The organism is Sorangium sp. So ce302, from assembly GCF_051530145.1.
GTDB classification, from domain to species: Bacteria; Myxococcota_A; Polyangia; order Polyangiales; family Polyangiaceae; genus Sorangium; species Sorangium cellulosum_B.
This window is the reverse complement of sequence record NZ_CP150326.1, coordinates 8,831,417-8,848,699: the sequence shown is the minus strand read 5'-3', so window position 1 is coordinate 8,848,699 and position 17,283 is coordinate 8,831,417. Positions and strand designations below refer to the sequence as shown.

The window sequence follows — 17,283 nt, the reverse complement described above, 5'->3', positions numbered from 1 at the left end:
AAGCCGCGGGTTCATGCCTTGTCGGAGCGGAGGGGCGAAGGCGCCGGCTCCTCCGCGTCGCGCAGGCCGTAATCGCGCCTGGCCTGCTCCTCGGTGATGTAGCCGCAGCGCAGATCGTCGAGCACGCGCGCGCGGTGCCTCCGCGCGGGATCGCCGTACCCGCCGCCCGTGCCCGTGTGGAGTCGGCAGAGCTCACCCCGCTTGAGGAGGTGACGGGCGCACTTGCCCATCGATGTCCGGCTGCCGTCCTCGTGCACGAGCTCCAGGTAGTTGGGCGAGCCCTGGTGGCCGCCGTTCAGCCCCCACGGCGGGAATCGATGCCGACCGAAGGTCGCGGTCACCGTGGCCCACGCCGACGTGATGCGGTACTCGCGCACGAGGCCCCGCCCGCCGCGGCGCTCGCCCGCCCCGCCGTCCACGATGTCCAGCGCGTACTGCTCGACGCGGAGCCCATAGCGGGCCTCGCAGATCTCGACGGGGATCATGTAGGTCTCGCCGTCGCCGGCGCAGACGAGGCCATTCTCGCCGTCCTTGTCCGCGCCCGCCCCCCAGCCGCCCGCCTGCGGCTCGACGAGGAGATAGGGAGTTCCATCGTCGGGGTGGATGCCATGGATGATCGTGCCGCAGACGGAGAGGAAATGCCCGGCGGTCAGGCGACGCGGGGCGAGGTGCGCCAGGGCCTTCCAGACGAGATCGGTCGCGTACTGCATCGTCTCCCAGTAGGTGGAGACGGGGGCCGGCCTTTCCGCCGTGAAGATCGTCCCCGGAGGGCACACGACCTGGACCGGCCGGAACACGCCTTCATTGGTCGGGAGCAGAGGATCGGTGATCGCCTTCCAGGCCTGGCGTACTGCCGAATGCAGGCCGGTGCGGCCGCAGTTGATCGGCCCCGGTACCTGCGCGCTCGTCCCTGTGAAATCGCAGAGGAAGCTGTCGTCGATCGTCACCTTCACCCGCACCTCGAACGGGCCGTTCCCGATGCCGTCGTCGTCGATGAAGTCGGTCGCCTCGTACGTCCCGCGGGGGAGCCTCGCCAGCTCCAGGCGAGCCCTGCGCTCTCCCTCGCCGAGGAGCTCCTGCATGGCGCGGAGGACGGTGCCCTTGCCGAACTTGCGGAGGATGCGGTGCAGCGCGCGCTCGCCCACGCGCAGCGCGCCCACGCAGGCGTATAGGTCGCCGAGCGTCGCGTCGGGCGTGCGCACGTTGGCCCGGATGAGCTCGAGGAGCCCCTCGTCGGGCTTGCCAGCCTCGAAGAGCTTGATGCCCGGGAACTGGAGCCCTTCCTGGAACACGTCGGTCGCGTCCGTGGTCCATGAGCCCGGGTCCTTGCCGCCCACCTCGGTCCAGTGCGCCTTGTCCACGGCGAACGCGACGAGCTCTCCCTCGTGGAAGATCGGCATGATCAGCGCGACATCGGAGAGGTGCGTGCCGCCGCCCGCGTAGGGATCGTTCAGGATGATGATATCGCCGCTCGCCAGGCGCCCTCTGCCGAGCTTGTCGAGGACGTGGCCCACGGCGAAGCTCAGCGCGCCGATGAAGTCGGCGACCCCGTTGCCCTGGGTGAGGAGGTCTCCGCGCGCGTCGGTCAGCCCGGCGGCGTAGTCGAGGACCTCGTAGATGATGGGGCTCATGGCGGCCCGCTGCAGCGCGTGGAACATCTCGTCGCCTGCAGCGATGAGCTCGTTCTTGATGATCTCGAGCGTGAAGGGATCGATCTTCGTTGTCGTGCTCATGACCGCTCCGTCGCCTCATGGGTTCGGGGCGCGCCTTACCCGGCGGCGGGGGCGTCGATGTCGATGAGGAGGCTGCCCTGCTCGTGCACGGTGAGGCGATCTCCTGGAAACAGGATCGTCGACGCGGCCGGCTCCTCGACGACGGCCGGTCCATCGACGCGCATGCCGGGCCTCAGGCGAGCGCGCTCGTAAAGAGGGCTCTGCAGGGTGCCGAGCTCGTCGAAGTCGACGGCGCGAGCGCCTTTGCGCGCGGGCGCGGGATCCGGCGGCGAGCGATCGAGCCGCGCCGGGCGCGGCCTGTCCACGGCGCCGAGGGCTGCGACGTGGAGGCTCACGATCTCCACGGCCGCGTTCAGGCGGAACGTGTAGTGCTGCTCGTGGAGCGCGTGGAAGCGCTCGAGGGTTTCTTCGAGGGCGGTGCTGTCCAGCGCGCCGGCGGGGAGGGGGACCTTGACCGTATGCTCCTGGCCTGCATAACGCAGCTCGGCGAAGCGGCGCGTGGAGACGCGGGCCGGGTCGAGCCCTCCTCGGCAGACGCGGGCGCTGCTCTCGTGCTCGATCTCTCGGAGGAGCGCGTCAAGCGTGGTCGCCTGCGACGGCTCGGCGCGCACCATCGCGGTGCGGACGATGTCGGCCCGCACATCGGCCATGAGCATGCCCCAAGCCGAGAAATGCGCCGGCGCGACAGGGATGACGACCCTCCGGATCCGGAGGCTGCGCGCCAGGGCCGAGGCGTGCATGGATCCGCCGCCTCCGAAGGCGACAAGCGCAAACTCCCGCGGATCGTGCCCACGGCGGAGGGTCACGCGCCTGAGCAAGCTCTCCGTGATCGCGTTCGCGAGGCGGAGGATCCCGCGGGCGGCCTCGGGCTCAGTGACGCCGCAGGGCGCGGCGATGCGGCGGATCGCCCGGCGGGCGGCCTGCACGTCGAGCGGGATGCGACCGCCGAGGAAGTACGCGGGGTTGATGCGGCCGCAAAGGAGGTTCGCGTCGGTGGTGGTCGGCTCCTCTCCTCCTCGACCGTAGCAGGCCGGCCCCGGCATGGCGCCTGCGGACCGCGGGCCGACCTCCAGCCGTCCGGCGGCGTCGATGCGGGCGATGGAGCCGCCGCCAGCGCCGATCTCCGCGATATCGACCACCGGGATCATGAGGGGGTATCCGGGGGACGTCGGGGTCCACTCCACCTTGTACTCGGTGGTGACGCGCGCCTCTCCGTCCTGGAGGACAGCGCACTTGGCGGTCGTGCCCCCGATGTCGAGGGAGATGATGTCGCGCTCCCCGAGGAGCTGCCCGAGGGCGATGGCGCCGAGGACGCTGCCCGCAGGCCCGGACTCGACGAGGCGGATGGGCGCGGCGCGCGCCTCGGGAAACGTGGTGATGCCGCCGCTCGACTGCATGACATGGAGCGATGTGCCCGCCGCGCCGAGCCCAGTCAGGCTGCTCTCCAAGCTGCTCAGGTAGGCGGCGGCGAGCGGCTGGACATAGGCGTTCAGCACTGCTGTGCTCGTGCGCTCGTACTCGCGCCACTCCCGCGTGATCTCGGATGACGCGCTCACCGGTGTGGCGGGGGCCTCCGCCCGTGCGATCTCGGCGGCGCGGCGCTCGTGGGCCGGATTCCGATAGGCGTGCAAGAAGCAGATGGCGATTGCGCGGGCGCCCCGGTCGAGAAGCGCGCGGACGCCGCGCCGGATGCTGTCCTCGTCGAGTGGCGTGAGCACCTCGCCCTTGTGGCCCATCCGCTCCGTGACCTCGAGGCGGAGATCTCGGGGGACGAAGGGCTCGGGCTTGCGGAAGGAGAAGTTGTAGATGTCCGGCCGGTTGGCCCGGCCGATCTCCAGCACGTCGCGAAAGCCCCGCGTCGTGAGCAGCCCGGTGCGCGCACCTTTGCGCTCGGTGAGGGCGTTGATGATCAGGGTGGTGCCGTGGATGAAAGCCCCTATCCGGGCGGCCTCGATCCGTGCTGGATCGAGGGTCTCCAGAACACCGCGCGTGAGATCGTCCGGTGTGGTGGGGACCTTGGCCAGCGAGAGCTCTCCTGTGTCCTCATCGAAGGCTACGAGGTCGGTGAAGGTTCCGCCGATGTCGCTGGCAACACGCATGAACACGCCTTCCTGGCCGGCCGGACGGCCAAGGCAGGGCCGGACAGCCAGAGGCAGCGCGATCTCATGAGATCGCCTGGTCCGGGGCGCCGGGGCGCCGCAGCCGTTCCGGCTCGGATGGATCCCTGTGCTCCTGGCGCGCCCCTGTCAACGGTGGTGCTCGTGCAGGCCCGCCAGGCGCGGCCGGTGGAGGCTCGGGCATTCATCGCCTCAGCCCGCTGCGCTGCTCGCCTGCTCGGCAGATGGGTTGCAATCCCCATTCCTGAGAGTCGTTGTTCTGTGGGATGGTCCACCAACAGAGCCGTGGCGTTTCTCCCGAATCCCGGATACGACCTCGACATGCTCTCAAGGAGTGGAGAATCCATCGAGGTTTCAGGGATTACGCTGCATGTGCTCGTCCATCAAGGGATCGAAACGGCTCTGTATCGAGGTCGTCGTCGAGGAGACGGCGCGCCCGTCGCCGTCAAGGTCACACAAAGCGATTACCCGACCTTCCGCCAGCTCGCCCGGCTCCGGCGAGAACACGCGATCTTGCGCGATCTCTCCATGCCGGGCGTGCCGCGGGCGCTCGACCTCCTCCCGCATGGCCGCGGTCTCGCGCTCGTGCTCGAGGACCTCGGCCCGACAAGCCTCGCCGATTTGATCGCGAGGCGCGGGCGGCTCGAGGCGAAGACGACGCTGCGCATCGTGGCGCCGCTCGTACGCACGCTCGACGCGCTCCACCGGCGGCATGTCATCCACAAGGACATCAAGCCGCGCAACGTGATGATCGACGAGGCGACGCTCTCGCCGCGCCTGATCGATTTCGGCATCGCCGCCCGCCTGGCCCAGGAGACGCAGGAGGCTTCGGCGATGGAGGGGCTGGAGGGGACGCCTGCGTACATCGCGCCGGAGCAGACGGGCCGGATGAATCGACCTGTCGACCGGCGCTCGGATCTGTATGCGCTCGGCGTGACGCTCTACCACATGCTGACCGGAGCCACGCCGTTCCAGGCCGCCGACGCGACGGAGGCGATTCACGCGCACCTGACGCGGGTGCCCGCGCCGCCGCACGCGGTCGTCAAGGACGTGCCGCGCGGCCTGTCCGACGTCGTGATGAGACTCCTGGCGAAGGCCCCGGAAGATCGCTACCAGAGCGCGAGGGGGCTCCTTTCGGATCTGGAAGAGTGCCAGCGGCGGCTCGAGGCGAGCGGGACCGTGGCGCCGTTCCCGCTGGGTCGGGACGACCTGGTGGAGGACGTCGTGTTGCCCGATCGGCTCGTGGGTCGCGAGGCCGAGCTCGGCGCGCTCAAGGCCGCGCTCGACCAGGCGCGATCCGGCGCGGCCACCCTTTCGCTCGTGGTGGGCCCGCCCGGCATCGGCAAGTCGGCGCTCGTGCGCGAGCTCTGCGCGACCCAGGCGCGCGAAGCGTACTTCGCGCCCGGCAAGTTCGACGCGATGGCGAGGAGCATGCCGCTCTCGGCCTTCTCGCAGGTGATCCGCGCGCTCGTGCGGCAAGCGCTGGCCGAGCCGCCCGACAGCCTCCTGGCGAAGAAGCACGCCATCGAGGCCGCGCTCGGCCAGTACGGGCGGGTCATGACCGATCTCTGCCCGGATCTCGAGCTCGTGATCGGGCCGCAGCCGGAGCCGCCGGCGGCCGGCGCGAGCGAGGCGAAGCATCGCCTGGCTCTCTTGATCCGGCGCCTCTTTGCCGTCTTCACGGGCGAAGGCGCCCCGCTCGTCGTGTTCCTCGACGACCTGCAGTGGGCCGACCCGGCGTCGCTCGACCTGCTCCAGCGCCTGCTCACGGATCCGGATACGCGCCACCTGTGCGCGGTCGGCGCCTACCGCGACGAGGAGGTGGACGCCGCGCACCCGCTCACCGCGACGATAGGCATGCTGCGCGAGGCGGGGATCGAGCCATTCAAGCTCACGCTGGGGCCGCTGCCGCCCGCGGCAGTGACGGAGATCGTGGCCGAGGCGCTGCATACGGACCTCGCGCGAGCCGAGCCGCTCGCGGCCATGATCGGGGAGAAGACGCACGCGAACCCACTCTTCATCGGCCAGTTCCTGCGTACGCTCGAGGGCGACGGGCTGCTCCGCTTCGACCCCGAGGCGCGCGGGTTCGTCTGGGACCTCGCGCGCGTGAAGGGCGCGCTGGTCACCGACAACGTGCTCGCGCTGATGGCGCGCAAGATCGAGCGGCTCGCGCCCGCGACGCGCCGCGCGCTGATGTACGCGTCGTGCATCGGCCCGTCGTTCGATCTCCGCATGCTCGCGACGATCGTCGAGAGATCGCCCGCGGCCGTCGCCGCGGATCTGTGGGAGGCGCTGCGCGAGGGGCTGGTCCAGCCGATCGGCGGCAACTACCGGCTCCTCGAAGAGGTCGGGGACGCGCTCGATCCGATCGACGTCGCGGTCCCGTACCGCTTCCTGCACGACCGGGTGAAGGAGGCCTGCTACGCGCTCGTGCCCGATGGGGAGCGGCCGGCGGTGCACCTCGCCATCGGCCGGCTGCTCGCGGCGCGCGGCGGCGGCGAGGTGCCGGACGGGGACCTGCTCGAGGTCGTGCGCCACCTCAACCTGGGCGCGCAGGCGATCACGGACGAGACCGAGCGCATGGACATCGCGCGGCTCGATCTGCGCGCCGGCAGGCGGGCCATGGCCGCCACGGCCTACGAGGCGGCGGCGAGCCTCTTCGCGGCGGGCCGGGCGCTCGCCTCGGAGGCGGGGTTCTCGCGCGATCGCGAGGCGTGCTTCGGGCTCTGGCTCGAGGGGGCCGAGGCCGCATACCTCATCGGCGCGTTCGAGGAGGAGGAGGCGCTCACGGCCACCGCGCTCGCGCGGGCGGAGAGCGCGACCGAGCGCGCGAGCGTGCACAGCCTTCGCGTCCGGGCCCTGTCCACGCGTGGCCTTTATGCCGACGCGGTGCGCGCGGGGCTCTCAGGGCTCGCGGAGCTCGGCGTGACGGTGCCCGAGGATCCGGCCGCGCAGCAGGCGGCCGTCATGGTGGGCGTGGAGGACGTGGATCGCTTGCTCGCGGGCCGCTCCATTGAGGCGCTCGTCGACGCTCCGGTGACCGAGGATCCGGAGGATCGGCAGATCTTCACGCTGATGGCGGAGCTCTTGCTGCCCGTGTACTTCGTGAGCAAGGCGCTGTTCGGGCTGCTGATCGTCGAGCAAGTGCGCCGCTCGCTCGCGCGTGGCCAGTCCGAGACCAGCGCGCTCCCGTACGTGAGCTACAGCTTCATCCTGGGCCTGATGATGGGGCGGCACGCCGAGGGGCACGCGTTCGGCCGGCTCGCGGTCTCGCTGTGCGAGCGATGGAAGAGCCCGGCCCTCGCCGCGCGCGTGCACATGACGTTCGCCAGCACGAGCTACGTGCGCGAGCCGCTCCGCAACGGGATCGATCATGCGAGCCAGGCGCGGGACGCCGCGCTGGAGGCCGGGGACAACGTCTACCTCGCCATCGCCGTGGCCTACTCCCTGCCGCAGTGGCTCATCGGCGCGGGCGTTCCGCTCGAGGAGGTCAAGGCGGAGATCGACCGGTGCTCCGTCCTGGCGCGGCGAACGAAGGATCCGGTCGCGATCGCGACCGTCACCGCGTCGCGGCAGCTTGTCGCCTGCCTGACCGGACAGACCCGGGGCCGGACGAGCCTCACCAGTGACGGCGTGGTGCTCAGCGAGGAGTTCGCCAAGCTGAACGAGAAGGAGCACCCGATCGCGTTCTATTACGAGCACGCCTACCGCCTCTTCCTGCACGTGCTCTACGGCGAGCACGAAGCCGCGCTCGCGGCGGCCGCGGATGCGGGGCGGCTCGTCGGGGAGGTGACCGGCCTGTACTGGACGGTGAACGCGGCCTTCCTCGACGCCTTGACGCGGGCCGGGCTCGCGCGCGAGGCCGCGGATCTCGAGGCGCGGAAGGAGCATGAGGCCGCCATCACGCCGCTGAAGGCCCAGCTCGAGGCGCTCGCCCGGAGCTGTCCGAGCAACTTCCAGCACAAGGTCGCGCTCCTCGACGCGGAGCTCTGCGCGCTGCGGGGCGAGCGTTGGGAGGCGATCGAGCAGTACGACCATGCCATCGAGCTGGCGCGCGAGAATGAGTATGCGCAGGACGAGGCGATCGCGAACGAGCGGTGCGGCCGGTTCCTGCTCTCGCTCGGCCGCGAACGGGCCGCCCAGGGGTACCTGGCCGACGCCTTCCGTGGTTACCTGCACTGGGGCGCGACGGCCAAGGCCGAGACGCTGCTCTTCGAGTTCCCCAGCCTCGCCGCGCGTATCAGCAAGCGCGACGCCAGCTCGCAGAGCAGCACGTCGGAGTCGGCGACGTCCCAGACGACGCTCCTCGGTCGGGCCACGATGGGGAGCCTGCGCGACGCCGCGCTCGTGCTGCGCGCGGTGCAGATGATCGCGAGCGAGGTCGTGCTCTCCCAGGTGGTGTGCCGCCTCATGCAGATCGTGCTCGAGAACTCGGGGGCGGAGCGGGGCATCCTGCTCCTCTCGCGCGACGACCGGCTCTTCGTCGAAGCGGCGTTCCGGGCCTCGCCCGAGTCGATCGAGGTGGGGCAGAGGCGGTTGCTCGAGGACGAGCCGGAGCTCGCGCAGCAGGCGGTGCTCTACGCGTGGCGCACGCGCGAGGCGCTGGTGCTCGACGACGCGCCGGGCGACCCGCGCTTCGCGTCGGACCCGTACCTCGCGGAGCGGAGGACGCGCTCGATCCTCTGCATGCCGGTGAGCAGCCAGGGGCGCACGGCGGGGATGCTGTATCTCGAGAACAACGCGACCGCGGGGGTGTTCACTGCGGTGCGGGTGGAGCTCCTCGGGCTCCTCTCGTCGCAGGCATCGATCACCATCGAGAACGCGCTGCTCCTCGAACGAATCCAGGAGGCGAACGAGGAAGCCCACCTCGCGAACGCCCGGCTCGAGCGGGAAGTCGAGCAGCGGACACGCGAGCTCGCGCGCTCGAATGCCGAGCTCGCGCGCGAGCTCGAAGACCGGACGCGCGCCGAGGCGGAGCGCGCCGCGCTCCGGGAGCAGGTGGTGGAGGCGCAGAAGGCCCGACTCTCGGAGCTCATGGCGCCGCTGATGCCGATCAGCGAGGACGTGCTGGTGATGCCGATCATCGGCACGGTGGAGGCGGAGCGGGCGGCGCAGATCATGGAGGTGGCGCTCACGGGAGCGCAGCAGACCGGCGCGCGCGCGCTGATCCTGGACATCACCGGGATGCGGTATGTGGACACGAACGTCGTGGCCGCGCTCGTGTCGGTGGCGAACGCGCTGCGTCTGCTCGGCACCGAGCCGCTGTTCACCGGCATACGACCCGAGGTGGCGCGGACGATGGTGGAGCTCGGCGTGGATCTCCAAGCGATGACGACGCTGTCGACGCTTCGGGCGGGTATCGCGCGCGCACTTTCGGGGTCGGCGATTCCAAGGAGGGGCGAGGGGCTCCGGCCCGCGCGCTGAGATCACTCACACGTCCGCGTGCAGCACGAGGCAGCCGGAGCCCACGGCTTCGTGGCGGCAGGTCTGCTCGCCCGACGTCCGAGGATTCGCTGGCCGTCGAAGATGGATCCAAGCTAAACGAGCTTTCATGCGCTATCAAATCCTGCAAGCAGCCCTCGTGGTTGTCTTGGCGGCCGGGTGTTCCTCGCAAGCCGAGGGCGCTACCGGCGGCGCCGGACTGGGCGGTTCCGGCACGAGCGACGCCGGGACCGAGGCTGGCAGCGGTTCAGGCGCCGGCGAGTCCGGCACGGGCGCCGTGGGGGCAGCGGGGGGCGGCGACTCGGGAGGCGGTGCGGCAGGCGGAGGCGGCGGACACACCGCCTGTCCGCTCCCCGCCTATCCCGACGCGGACTGCACTGGCGTCCCCGCTGGCACCTTGCTGACCGTCATGGAGGGGGACTTGAACATCACGGATGCATACACCGTGATCGACGGCAAAGACATTCGTGGTTGCGTCAGCGTCAATGCCCCGGGCGTCGTCATTCGGAATTCGAGGGTGAGCTGCCCGAGCTCCATCGTCGTCAGCAGCTTCGGCGGCGCGTTCACGGGGACGGGGCTCTTGATCGAGGATTCCGAGATCGACTGTCAGGGCACCAGCGGCACGGCCGTAGGGGATACGAATTTCACGGTTCGCCGGGTCGACATTCACGGCTGCGAGAACGGGTTCGATCTCGACGGGGACGTGTTGATCGAAGACAGCTACGTCCACGACCTCTACCAAAGCGCCGAGGCCCACACCGACGGCGCGCAAATCACGCATGTCGGGCACGACGTGACGCTGCGGCACAACACGATCTATGCGAACGACGGCACCTCGGCGATCATCAGTCCAGACGTCTCGGCGGGCGTTCTCTCGAACGTCCTCATCGAAAAGAACCTGATGGCCGGTGGGGCCTACACCCTTTACTGCCAGCAGGACGGGCAGGGCACCAACTACCGAGTTGTCGACAACCGCTTCAGCGCGTTGTTCTACCCCACCATCGGCGCCTATGGGCCCTGGACCGACTGCGAGGACGAGGCCGAGGTGCACGGCAACGTGTACCATGAGACCGGCGAGCCTCTGCCCGGGCAATGAGCGCAGCTGGACCTCGCGGGCGGAAGCAGCGGGGCGCCCACAGGGCGGCGGCAACTGATCGCCAGCGCAGTCCATGATCTCCCCACCACCCCCGCCGGCGTACCGTTCTCGCCGGCTCTCCCGCAGGATCTTTGCCGCCCGCCGCGCGGGCGCGCACGCCTCTCGGCGCCGCCGCTTTCGTGCTGCGCGGTGCCGGGGGGCGCCGCCGGTCCTCCAATTTCATGAGGCATTTCGCTGCGCAGCGAGGGCAGGAGGTGAGCAGCGCCAAGAAGATGGGGGCCCCCGGGCGTCCTCCTGAGCGCGTTCTTTGAGGGGCGACAAACGAAGCCCCCTCAGAAAACTTGTCGAAGTCCTCCGAGGGGGCTCGCCTCCGAGTTGCCAGAAACGGAGGAGCCCATGTTCGATCAATTCACGCTCAAGGGCGAGTTCTTCGCGACGTTGGAGGCCCTGGACCGGGCGATCGCGCGGCGGGTTGCGGCGAGCCGGTGCCCGGCGTGCGGGGGGCCGCTGCACGCGGGCAACTACACCCGCAAGCCGCGGGGCGCGCTCATCGCGCCGGAGGGCGAAGCGTTCGTCGTCCGCTTCAGCTTCTGCTGCGGCCGCGAGGGGTGCCGGCGGCGCGCGACGCCCCCGTCGCTTCGATTCCTCGGCCCACGCGTGTACCTCGGCGTCGTCGTGATCGTGGCGAGCCTCGCCGCGCAGGCGCTCGGCACCGCCGGCGCGCAGCCGACCGGCGTTCCGCGGAGGACGACGCGCCGATGGCTCGCCTGGTGGCGCGGCCCCTTCCTCGCGAAGGAGGTCCTGCTCGCGATCCGCACCCGGCTCGTCGGCGTCGATATCGGCGGGATTCCAAGGTCGATCATCGAACGGCTTCCCGGCACGGCCGACGAGCAGATGGGCACGATGCTCCACCTGCTCGCGCCGCTCACGACGGGCTCGGTCCTCGATGGATCACGTTTTTTGAGGGACATCGCATGACCACGGCGCCACGCAGAAGATGTCATTCGGCGTGGATTCCGCGGTGAGATAGGGTTTCCCCGCCCGGTAGGTCCGTTCGCCGACCGCGCAGGAGACCTCATGAGCCACGAGCACCGGACGCGCGCGCGCCCGCCAAGGGCCCGTCTGCGCCTTTCGATCCGGAGGAGGAATCGATGAGCCACGACGACCAGGCGCCCATGCGCCTGCGCTGGGCGCGGATGCGCTTCTCCATCATCAGCCACCTGCTCGCCTCTCCGCCGGAGCCCGGCGAGCTCGCGAGTCGGATCGCCGAGCTCGCCGCGAAGTCCTGGCGACACCCGACCAAGGGCTCGGTGATCCGGCTCTCGCCCAAGACCATCGAGCGCATGTACTACGCGGCGCGCAGCGCGGATGACCCGATCAGCGTGCTCGCGCGCAAGGTCCCGAAGCACGCCGGCTCGCAGCCGAGAATCACGACAGCGGTCGCGTCCGCGATCGAGAGTCAGTATCGCGATCACCCGCGCTGGACCTGGCAGCTCCACCACGACAACCTCGTCGCGCTCGCAAAGACAACCCCCGCGCTCGACCCGGTGCCCAGCTACACCACAGTGCGCCGTTTCATGAAGGCCCACGGCATGTATCGCATCCAGAGGAGGCGCCAAGGCAGGGCGGTCCAATCGGAGATCGTGCCGCGCGAGACGCGCTCGTACGAGCTGGCCTATGTCAACGCGCTCTGGCACTACGACTTCCACGAGGGCAAGCGAAAGGTCATCACGGCCAGCGGGGAGCTGAAGACACCCTATCTCTTCGGCCTGCTCGACGACTGCTCGCGGGTGTGCTGCCACGCGCAGTGGTACCTCGACTGCGAGAACACCGAGAACCTCGTGCACGGCTTCAGCCAGGGGATCCAGAAGCGGGGGCTGCCGCGCGGCGCCTACAGCGATCGTGGAGGTGCCATGAAGGCCGCCGAGATGCGAGAGGGGCTCGAGCGGCTCGGCATCGCGCAATATCTCACGCTGCCGAACAGCCCTCATCAGAACGGCAAGCAAGAGCACTTCTGGACGCTCGTCGAAGGGCGGCTCATGCCGATGCTCGAGGGCGAACCGAACCTCACGCTCGACTTGCTCAACACCGCGACCCAGGCGTGGGTCGAGCAGGAATATCACCGCACCGTCCACAGCGAGCTCAAAAAGACTCCGCTCGAGCGCTACCTCGAAGGCCCAGACGTGAGCCGCCCGAGCCCCGACTCCGAGGCGCTGCGCCGGGCCTTCCGCATGGAGATCTCGCGCCACCAGCGCCGGAGCGACGGGACGGTCACGATCGAGGGCGTGCGCTTCGAGGTTCCCTCGGCCTACCGAGTGCTCGAACGTCCACGGATTCGTGTCGCGCGCTGGGATCTCTCCAGCGCAGAGCTCGTCGACCCGCGCTCGGGCGCGCACCTCGCCACGCTCTTTCCGCTCGACAAGGAGAGGAACGCGGACCGCGCGCGTCGCGCGCTCACCGAGATCACCGCGCCGCTGGCTCCGTCGAGGAAGCCCCCCGGTATCGCGCCGCTCCTGCGCCAGCTGATGGCCGAGTACGCGGCCACGGGCCTGCCGCCCGCCTACCTGCCCAAGAACACGGAGGAGGATTGACCATGATGAGTCGACTCCTGTCTCTCTACAGTTTGAAGTACATTCCCTTCCGCGCCGATGTACCCGCGGAGGCCCTCTACGTCTCGCCGCCCGTCGACACCTTCCTTCGTCGCGTCGAGCTCGGTTTGGCCCACGGCGGCTTCGCCATGCTCACCGGCGATCCCGGCACGGGCAAGAGCATCGCTTTGCGCCTGCTCGCTGCGCGGCTCGGCGCCCTGACCGACGTGGTGGTCGGCACCATCGAGCATCCCCAGAGCAGGGCCGGCGACTTCTACCGCGAGCTCGGTGATCTCTTCGGAGTCCCGCTCTCGTCCAGCAACCGCTGGGCAGGCTTCAAGGCGCTTCGCGCGCGCTGGGCCGAGCACTTCGCCACGACGCTTCGCCGGCCCGTGCTGATCCTCGATGAGGCGCAGGAGGCGAGCACGCCCGTGCTCAACGAGCTGCGCATCCTCTCCAGCAAGGACTTCGATTCGAGGCAACTGCTCTGCGTGGTCTTCGCCGGCGACTCCCGTCTCCCCGAGCGTCTCCGCACCGCCGAGCTCTTGCCGCTCGGCTCGCGCATCCGTCGCCGGCTCGTCCTCGACTACGCCTCTCGCGACGAGCTGCTCGCTTGCCTCGACCACGTGCTCGCCGCTGCGGGCAACCCCTCCTTGATGACCGCGGAGCTCAAGGCCACGCTCGCCGACCACTCCGCCGGAAACTACCGCGTGCTCATGAACCTCGCCGACGAACTGCTCGCTGCCGCCGCCGAGCGCGAGCTGCCGCGGCTCGACGAGAAGCTCTTTCTCGAGGTCTTCGGCGCGGCCCCGAAGCCCAAGTCCGCGAACCGCAAACGGTGAACCCGGAGGCCCCCATGCCACGCACCACCAACGTCACGCTGCCGATCCCCGAGCCCCTCGCGCTGCTCGACGCGACGCTGCTTTTCCTCATCCAGGTCCTGCTCGCGCAGCACCCCGATCTGCTCGCGCCCCCCGAGGCGCCCGCGCCCCGCAATCCGGGCCTGCGCGCCGCCAGCCGCATCTTCGAGGCCGTCCGCGAGCTCCACGCCGCGCTCGACAGCTACCGCGCCTTCCTCCCTGCCGATCACTCGCGGGCGCTCGGCGACGAGCAGCCCGGCGACGACATCCCGTTTTGAGGCGACCCCGCCCGCGCACGGCTCATCACGCCGTGCGTCCCTCGATCTTCGCGCTCAAAGGCCCTCAAACTTCGTGCTCGTGTCCGTCCTGGCGTCGCGGCCCGGCCATGCCCAACGCCGCGACCGCCATGACGCCGCGCGTCCCTCAATCTTCGTGCTCGGCACCCCCTCAAACTTCGCGAGCACGCTCAGGAGGCGAGTCCCGACCTCCGCGCCAGCGCTGGCCCAGGCTGTTGCGCTCGGGACGCCACGCTTCGTAGCCTTGCATCATGGTGGCAAAGGACACTCCGAAGACACGAATTGCGGCAAAGAACACTCCCAAGACGCGCGTTGCGGCCAAGGGGACGTCCCGGATCGCACCCGCGAGAACGAAGTCGGCCAGCGCGCGGCCGAAGGGCCAGGCGGACTCCTCGCTGACGGGTCCGAGGCCGCCGCTCGGCGCCGCAAAGGGACGCAGTCCACCGGAAGCAGGCGGCGCGGCAGGTGCGAGCGGGGTCTCCCGGAACCTCGCAACAGGCGAGCGCCGCAAGCAGTGAAAAGAAATCATCTGATGCCGTGACAGTTTCAGACAGTCAAACGTAAGTTATCGTTTCCGTGGACGATTTAGGTAATAGAGCCCTTGGCGAGCCGCGTCGTTGACGGCAGAATGGGCGGCCGCAGCTCGGGAGGAGCGCCCGCCCATGTCCAACCAGCGACGGAACAACACCAGCGACATGCCCCGCTCGGGGAACGTGAACCACCTGAGCGCGAGGGAGAGGTGGGAGCTCGCGTGGGTGCGGAGGCTGGGCCTCGAGGACGTCCAATGGGACGCTGAGCGCTACTGCGAGCACTGCAGAGCGGAGCGAGCCGCCCGGGAGGAGGCCGCGGAGGACATCGCGAAAGCCCCCGGGAGTCGATCCGAACAACCCAATTGACCACCGTTGAAGGGCGCCTCGCGGCGATCGACAGCCACGGCGGCGAGAGCGCATGTCGTGCCGCCATCGAGACGGTACAGCCGTGTATCGATGGCCACGGTCAAGGCGAGATCCGACCCGACGAGGGATCGACCTCGCAACTCCGCCTCGGCGTGCCCCCGAGGGGCCACGCCGAGGCGAGCGCGCCGAGGGCCTCGCCTCTCCGACCCGACCTCAGGTGAGGCTGATCCGCGGCCGCAGGTTCTGCTCGCGCAGGAACGGCTCGATGTCGTCCACGATGTCGAGCTGCACCCCCGCGAGGCTCATCGCCGCCGCGATCGTCTGGATCCCCATGCGCCCGAGCTTGTTCATCTCCGGGGGCGGGCGGACGACGATGTGCTCGATCTTGTCGCGCACGTTGAGCCCCCACTGGGTCAGGATCATGCGCGCCTCGCTCTCGTACCGCACCATGAGCGCCATGTCGTAGATGAAGAACGCCCGCTCCCCCGGGCGCATGACGCCCACGAGCTTCTGGTACGCGTCGACCGAGATGAACCGCGCGGCCTCACCGGTCGCCACCGTCTCCCGCAAGAGCTGAACGACCATGCCCGCCGGCTGCGTGATCCACACGCCGACGCTCCCGGTGTCGTCGAGCAGGTGCGGCTGCCTGCGGAACGCGAGTCTGCGGTTCGACGGGAGCATCTCTCTAAAGACAATAGCCATTCCGGCTACCGGGGCCCGCCCGCGACGACCGGAAGCGCCCCACCCGCCCGACCGGTACGGTCGAGCCGAAGCGCGCTGTTGTTTCACACATCACCGGCCGAGCTCCTCCCAGGGGGTCAACGCTGCGTCATGGTGGTCGCAAAAAACGGATTCGGCCAGAAATGTGTGATCCTGCCGCCTCGGACCCCCCACGGGGACGCCGCACAGCCAGGCGGACGCGGGCGCGGCCGCGCTCGACCGGTCCCGCGAAGGCAGGCCATGGCGAAGATCCCCGGGCATCCCTGTGCTCCCCCCTGGCCGAGCAGCTTGCGCGCCGAAAGGCCTGGCGCCTCCCGCGCGGCGCAGCGAGCGGCGCAGGGAAGCGGCGCGCAGCCGTTCAGGCGAACAGCGCGGCGCAGGCCGACCCGATGAGGTTGACGTGCTCGAGCCGGGCGATCCGGGGCTCGACCTGGGAGCCGACGAGGGCGCGCAGCGTCTCCTGCACCCGCGGCGCATAGCGGGGATCGCCCCAGAAGAGGCTGCCCTCCGCGAGGATGCCGACCCCAGGAGGGCTGTCGAGCACGTCGGTGACGGCCGCGAGCCCCGCCGCCACGAGGTCGGCCGAGCGCTGGAGCAGGTCGCCAGCGACCCGCCGCGCCTCGTCAGCGCCCTCGTCGCGGAGCCGCACGAGATCCGCGGAGCTCGTCAGCGGGGCATGGTCCGGACACAGCCGCCCGAAGAGCCGGGGCAGGTAGGCCCCGGACACCGCCTTCTCGAACCGCTGCGCGCCGGGGTTCTCGGAGCTCGCGTCGAGCTCCGCGTCGAGCGGCTGGAGGTGCGGAGGGTTGAAGTTTCCGTTCTCGAGGTTGACCGCCATCGGCGCGACGAAGTGACCCGTCTTGAGCTTCGGGATCCGGCCGGCGGGGAGGAACGTGGCCATGTTGGTCCCCGTCCCTACGATGAGCCCGATGAACGCCGCGGGCTGCGACCCGCCGTGCGCGAAGGCACCCCCGAGCAGGCTCGCCACCGTGTCGTTCAGCACCCGGACCGGACCGGGCCGGAGCCTCCGCGCGCCGAGCGCCCGGCCGAGCCGCTCGCCCACGCTGGTGCCCTCGACCCCGGCGACCTGGACGCCCTTGGTCCAGCGGAGCAGCCGCGCGTCGAGCGACGGCAGCGTCTCCGACGGATACGAGAAGCAGTACCCCACCGGCAAGCCGTGCACGGCGCCCAGGCGCTCGACCAGCTCCGCCTGCACGTCGAAGAAGGCGTCGCCCGTGATCTCCGGCCCGCCCGGGAACTTCGCAGGCACGGGCCCGGCGACGATGCGCGACTCGCCGCCCGGCAAGAGCTCCACGATGGCGGCGCGCAGGTTCGTGCCGCCAGCGTCGACCACCACGGCGCGGCCCATCATCCCTCCCGGCGGCGGCGCGAGATAGGCAGGGAGCGCGGCGATCTCGGTGCCGGGCGTGGAGAGGCCGAAGACGATGCGCGCCGCGAGCGTGCGGCGGATGTCCTGGAGCTCGGTGAGCGAGAGCTTCATCGGCGGAATGCTTACCCTTAGGCCCCTGAGAAGG

The 17,283-nt window shown here is 70.1% G+C and carries 11 protein-coding genes; 7 read left to right on the top strand and 4 right to left on the bottom strand.

Annotated features, from left to right (window positions below; all coding sequences use genetic code 11):
* Nucleotides 1–11: 11 nt before the first annotated feature.
* Both WME73_RS33475 and WME73_RS33470 read right to left on the bottom strand, forming a co-directional pair.
* On the bottom strand, nt 12–1,733 hold the full coding sequence (locus tag WME73_RS33475) for a hydantoinase B/oxoprolinase family protein (RefSeq protein ID WP_437912151.1): 1,722 nt from the start codon (nt 1,731–1,733) through the stop codon (nt 12–14).
* A gap of 35 nt (nt 1,734–1,768) precedes the next feature.
* Complete coding sequence (locus tag WME73_RS33470) at nt 1,769–3,832, bottom strand: hydantoinase/oxoprolinase family protein (protein WP_437912150.1); 2,064 nt, start codon at nt 3,830–3,832, stop codon at nt 1,769–1,771.
* 66 nt (nt 3,833–3,898) lie between these two features.
* Between WME73_RS33470 and WME73_RS33465 the strand changes: the two genes are divergently transcribed.
* The 7 genes from WME73_RS33465 (at nt 3,899) to WME73_RS33435 (ending at nt 15,028) form a co-directional block, all read left to right on the top strand.
* Complete coding sequence (locus WME73_RS33465) at nt 3,899–9,274, top strand: protein kinase domain-containing protein (protein ID WP_437912149.1); 5,376 nt, start codon at nt 3,899–3,901, stop codon at nt 9,272–9,274.
* Nucleotides 9,275–9,401: 127 nt separating this feature from the next.
* Nucleotides 9,402–10,388: a right-handed parallel beta-helix repeat-containing protein gene (locus WME73_RS33460; RefSeq protein WP_437740403.1), complete on the top strand. Its 987-nt coding sequence runs from the start codon at nt 9,402–9,404 to the stop codon at nt 10,386–10,388.
* Nucleotides 10,389–10,784: 396 nt separating this feature from the next.
* Nucleotides 10,785–11,366: a hypothetical protein gene (locus WME73_RS33455; RefSeq protein ID WP_437743788.1), complete on the top strand. Its 582-nt coding sequence runs from the start codon at nt 10,785–10,787 to the stop codon at nt 11,364–11,366.
* 173 nt (nt 11,367–11,539) lie between these two features.
* Entirely contained in the window at nt 11,540–12,979 is a 1,440-nt protein-coding gene (locus tag WME73_RS33450) for an IS481 family transposase (protein ID WP_437912148.1), read from the top strand.
* Nucleotides 12,980–12,981: 2 nt separating this feature from the next.
* Nucleotides 12,982–13,818, top strand: coding sequence for an ExeA family protein (locus tag WME73_RS33445; RefSeq protein ID WP_437743786.1), 837 nt, complete (start codon nt 12,982–12,984; stop codon nt 13,816–13,818).
* A 14-nt stretch (nt 13,819–13,832) separates the two neighbouring features.
* A complete protein-coding gene (locus WME73_RS33440) occupies nt 13,833–14,114 on the top strand; it encodes a hypothetical protein (RefSeq protein WP_437743785.1) in 282 nt (93 codons plus the stop codon).
* A gap of 680 nt (nt 14,115–14,794) precedes the next feature.
* On the top strand, nt 14,795–15,028 hold the full coding sequence (locus WME73_RS33435; RefSeq protein ID WP_437912147.1) for a hypothetical protein: 234 nt from the start codon (nt 14,795–14,797) through the stop codon (nt 15,026–15,028).
* Nucleotides 15,029–15,241: 213 nt separating this feature from the next.
* Here WME73_RS33435 and WME73_RS33430 read toward each other — a convergent pair whose 3' ends face one another.
* Together WME73_RS33430 and WME73_RS33425 are read right to left on the bottom strand one after the other, a co-directional pair.
* Nucleotides 15,242–15,709 carry a hypothetical protein gene (locus WME73_RS33430; protein WP_437912146.1) on the bottom strand — a complete coding sequence of 156 codons (468 nt, stop codon included), beginning with the start codon at nt 15,707–15,709 and terminating at the stop codon, nt 15,242–15,244.
* 397 nt (nt 15,710–16,106) lie between these two features.
* The gene (locus WME73_RS33425) at nt 16,107–17,249 is read right to left on the bottom strand and encodes a hypothetical protein (RefSeq protein WP_437851397.1); all 1,143 of its coding nucleotides are present in this window, start codon (nt 17,247–17,249) and stop codon (nt 16,107–16,109) included.
* Between the last annotated feature and the right edge of the window lie 34 nt (nt 17,250–17,283).

Excerpts from the sequence above, each read along its gene's own strand:
- WME73_RS33440 (WP_437743785.1), top strand. The coding sequence starts at position 13,833 with ATGCCACGCACCACCAACGTCACGCTGCCGATCCCCGAGCCCCTCGCG.
- WME73_RS33425 (WP_437851397.1), bottom strand. The coding sequence starts at position 17,249 with ATGAAGCTCTCGCTCACCGAGCTCCAGGACATCCGCCGCACGCTCGCG.
- WME73_RS33450 (WP_437912148.1), top strand. The coding sequence starts at position 11,540 with ATGAGCCACGACGACCAGGCGCCCATGCGCCTGCGCTGGGCGCGGATG.
- WME73_RS33455 (WP_437743788.1), top strand. The coding sequence starts at position 10,785 with ATGTTCGATCAATTCACGCTCAAGGGCGAGTTCTTCGCGACGTTGGAG.
- WME73_RS33445 (WP_437743786.1), top strand. The coding sequence starts at position 12,982 with ATGATGAGTCGACTCCTGTCTCTCTACAGTTTGAAGTACATTCCCTTC.
- WME73_RS33460 (WP_437740403.1), top strand. The coding sequence starts at position 9,402 with ATGCGCTATCAAATCCTGCAAGCAGCCCTCGTGGTTGTCTTGGCGGCC.
- WME73_RS33465 (WP_437912149.1), top strand. The coding sequence starts at position 3,899 with ATGAGATCGCCTGGTCCGGGGCGCCGGGGCGCCGCAGCCGTTCCGGCT.
- WME73_RS33470 (WP_437912150.1), bottom strand. The coding sequence starts at position 3,832 with ATGCGTGTTGCCAGCGACATCGGCGGAACCTTCACCGACCTCGTAGCC.
- WME73_RS33435 (WP_437912147.1), top strand. The coding sequence starts at position 14,795 with ATGTCCAACCAGCGACGGAACAACACCAGCGACATGCCCCGCTCGGGG.
- WME73_RS33430 (WP_437912146.1), bottom strand. The coding sequence starts at position 15,709 with ATGCTCCCGTCGAACCGCAGACTCGCGTTCCGCAGGCAGCCGCACCTG.
- WME73_RS33475 (WP_437912151.1), bottom strand. The coding sequence starts at position 1,733 with ATGAGCACGACAACGAAGATCGATCCCTTCACGCTCGAGATCATCAAG.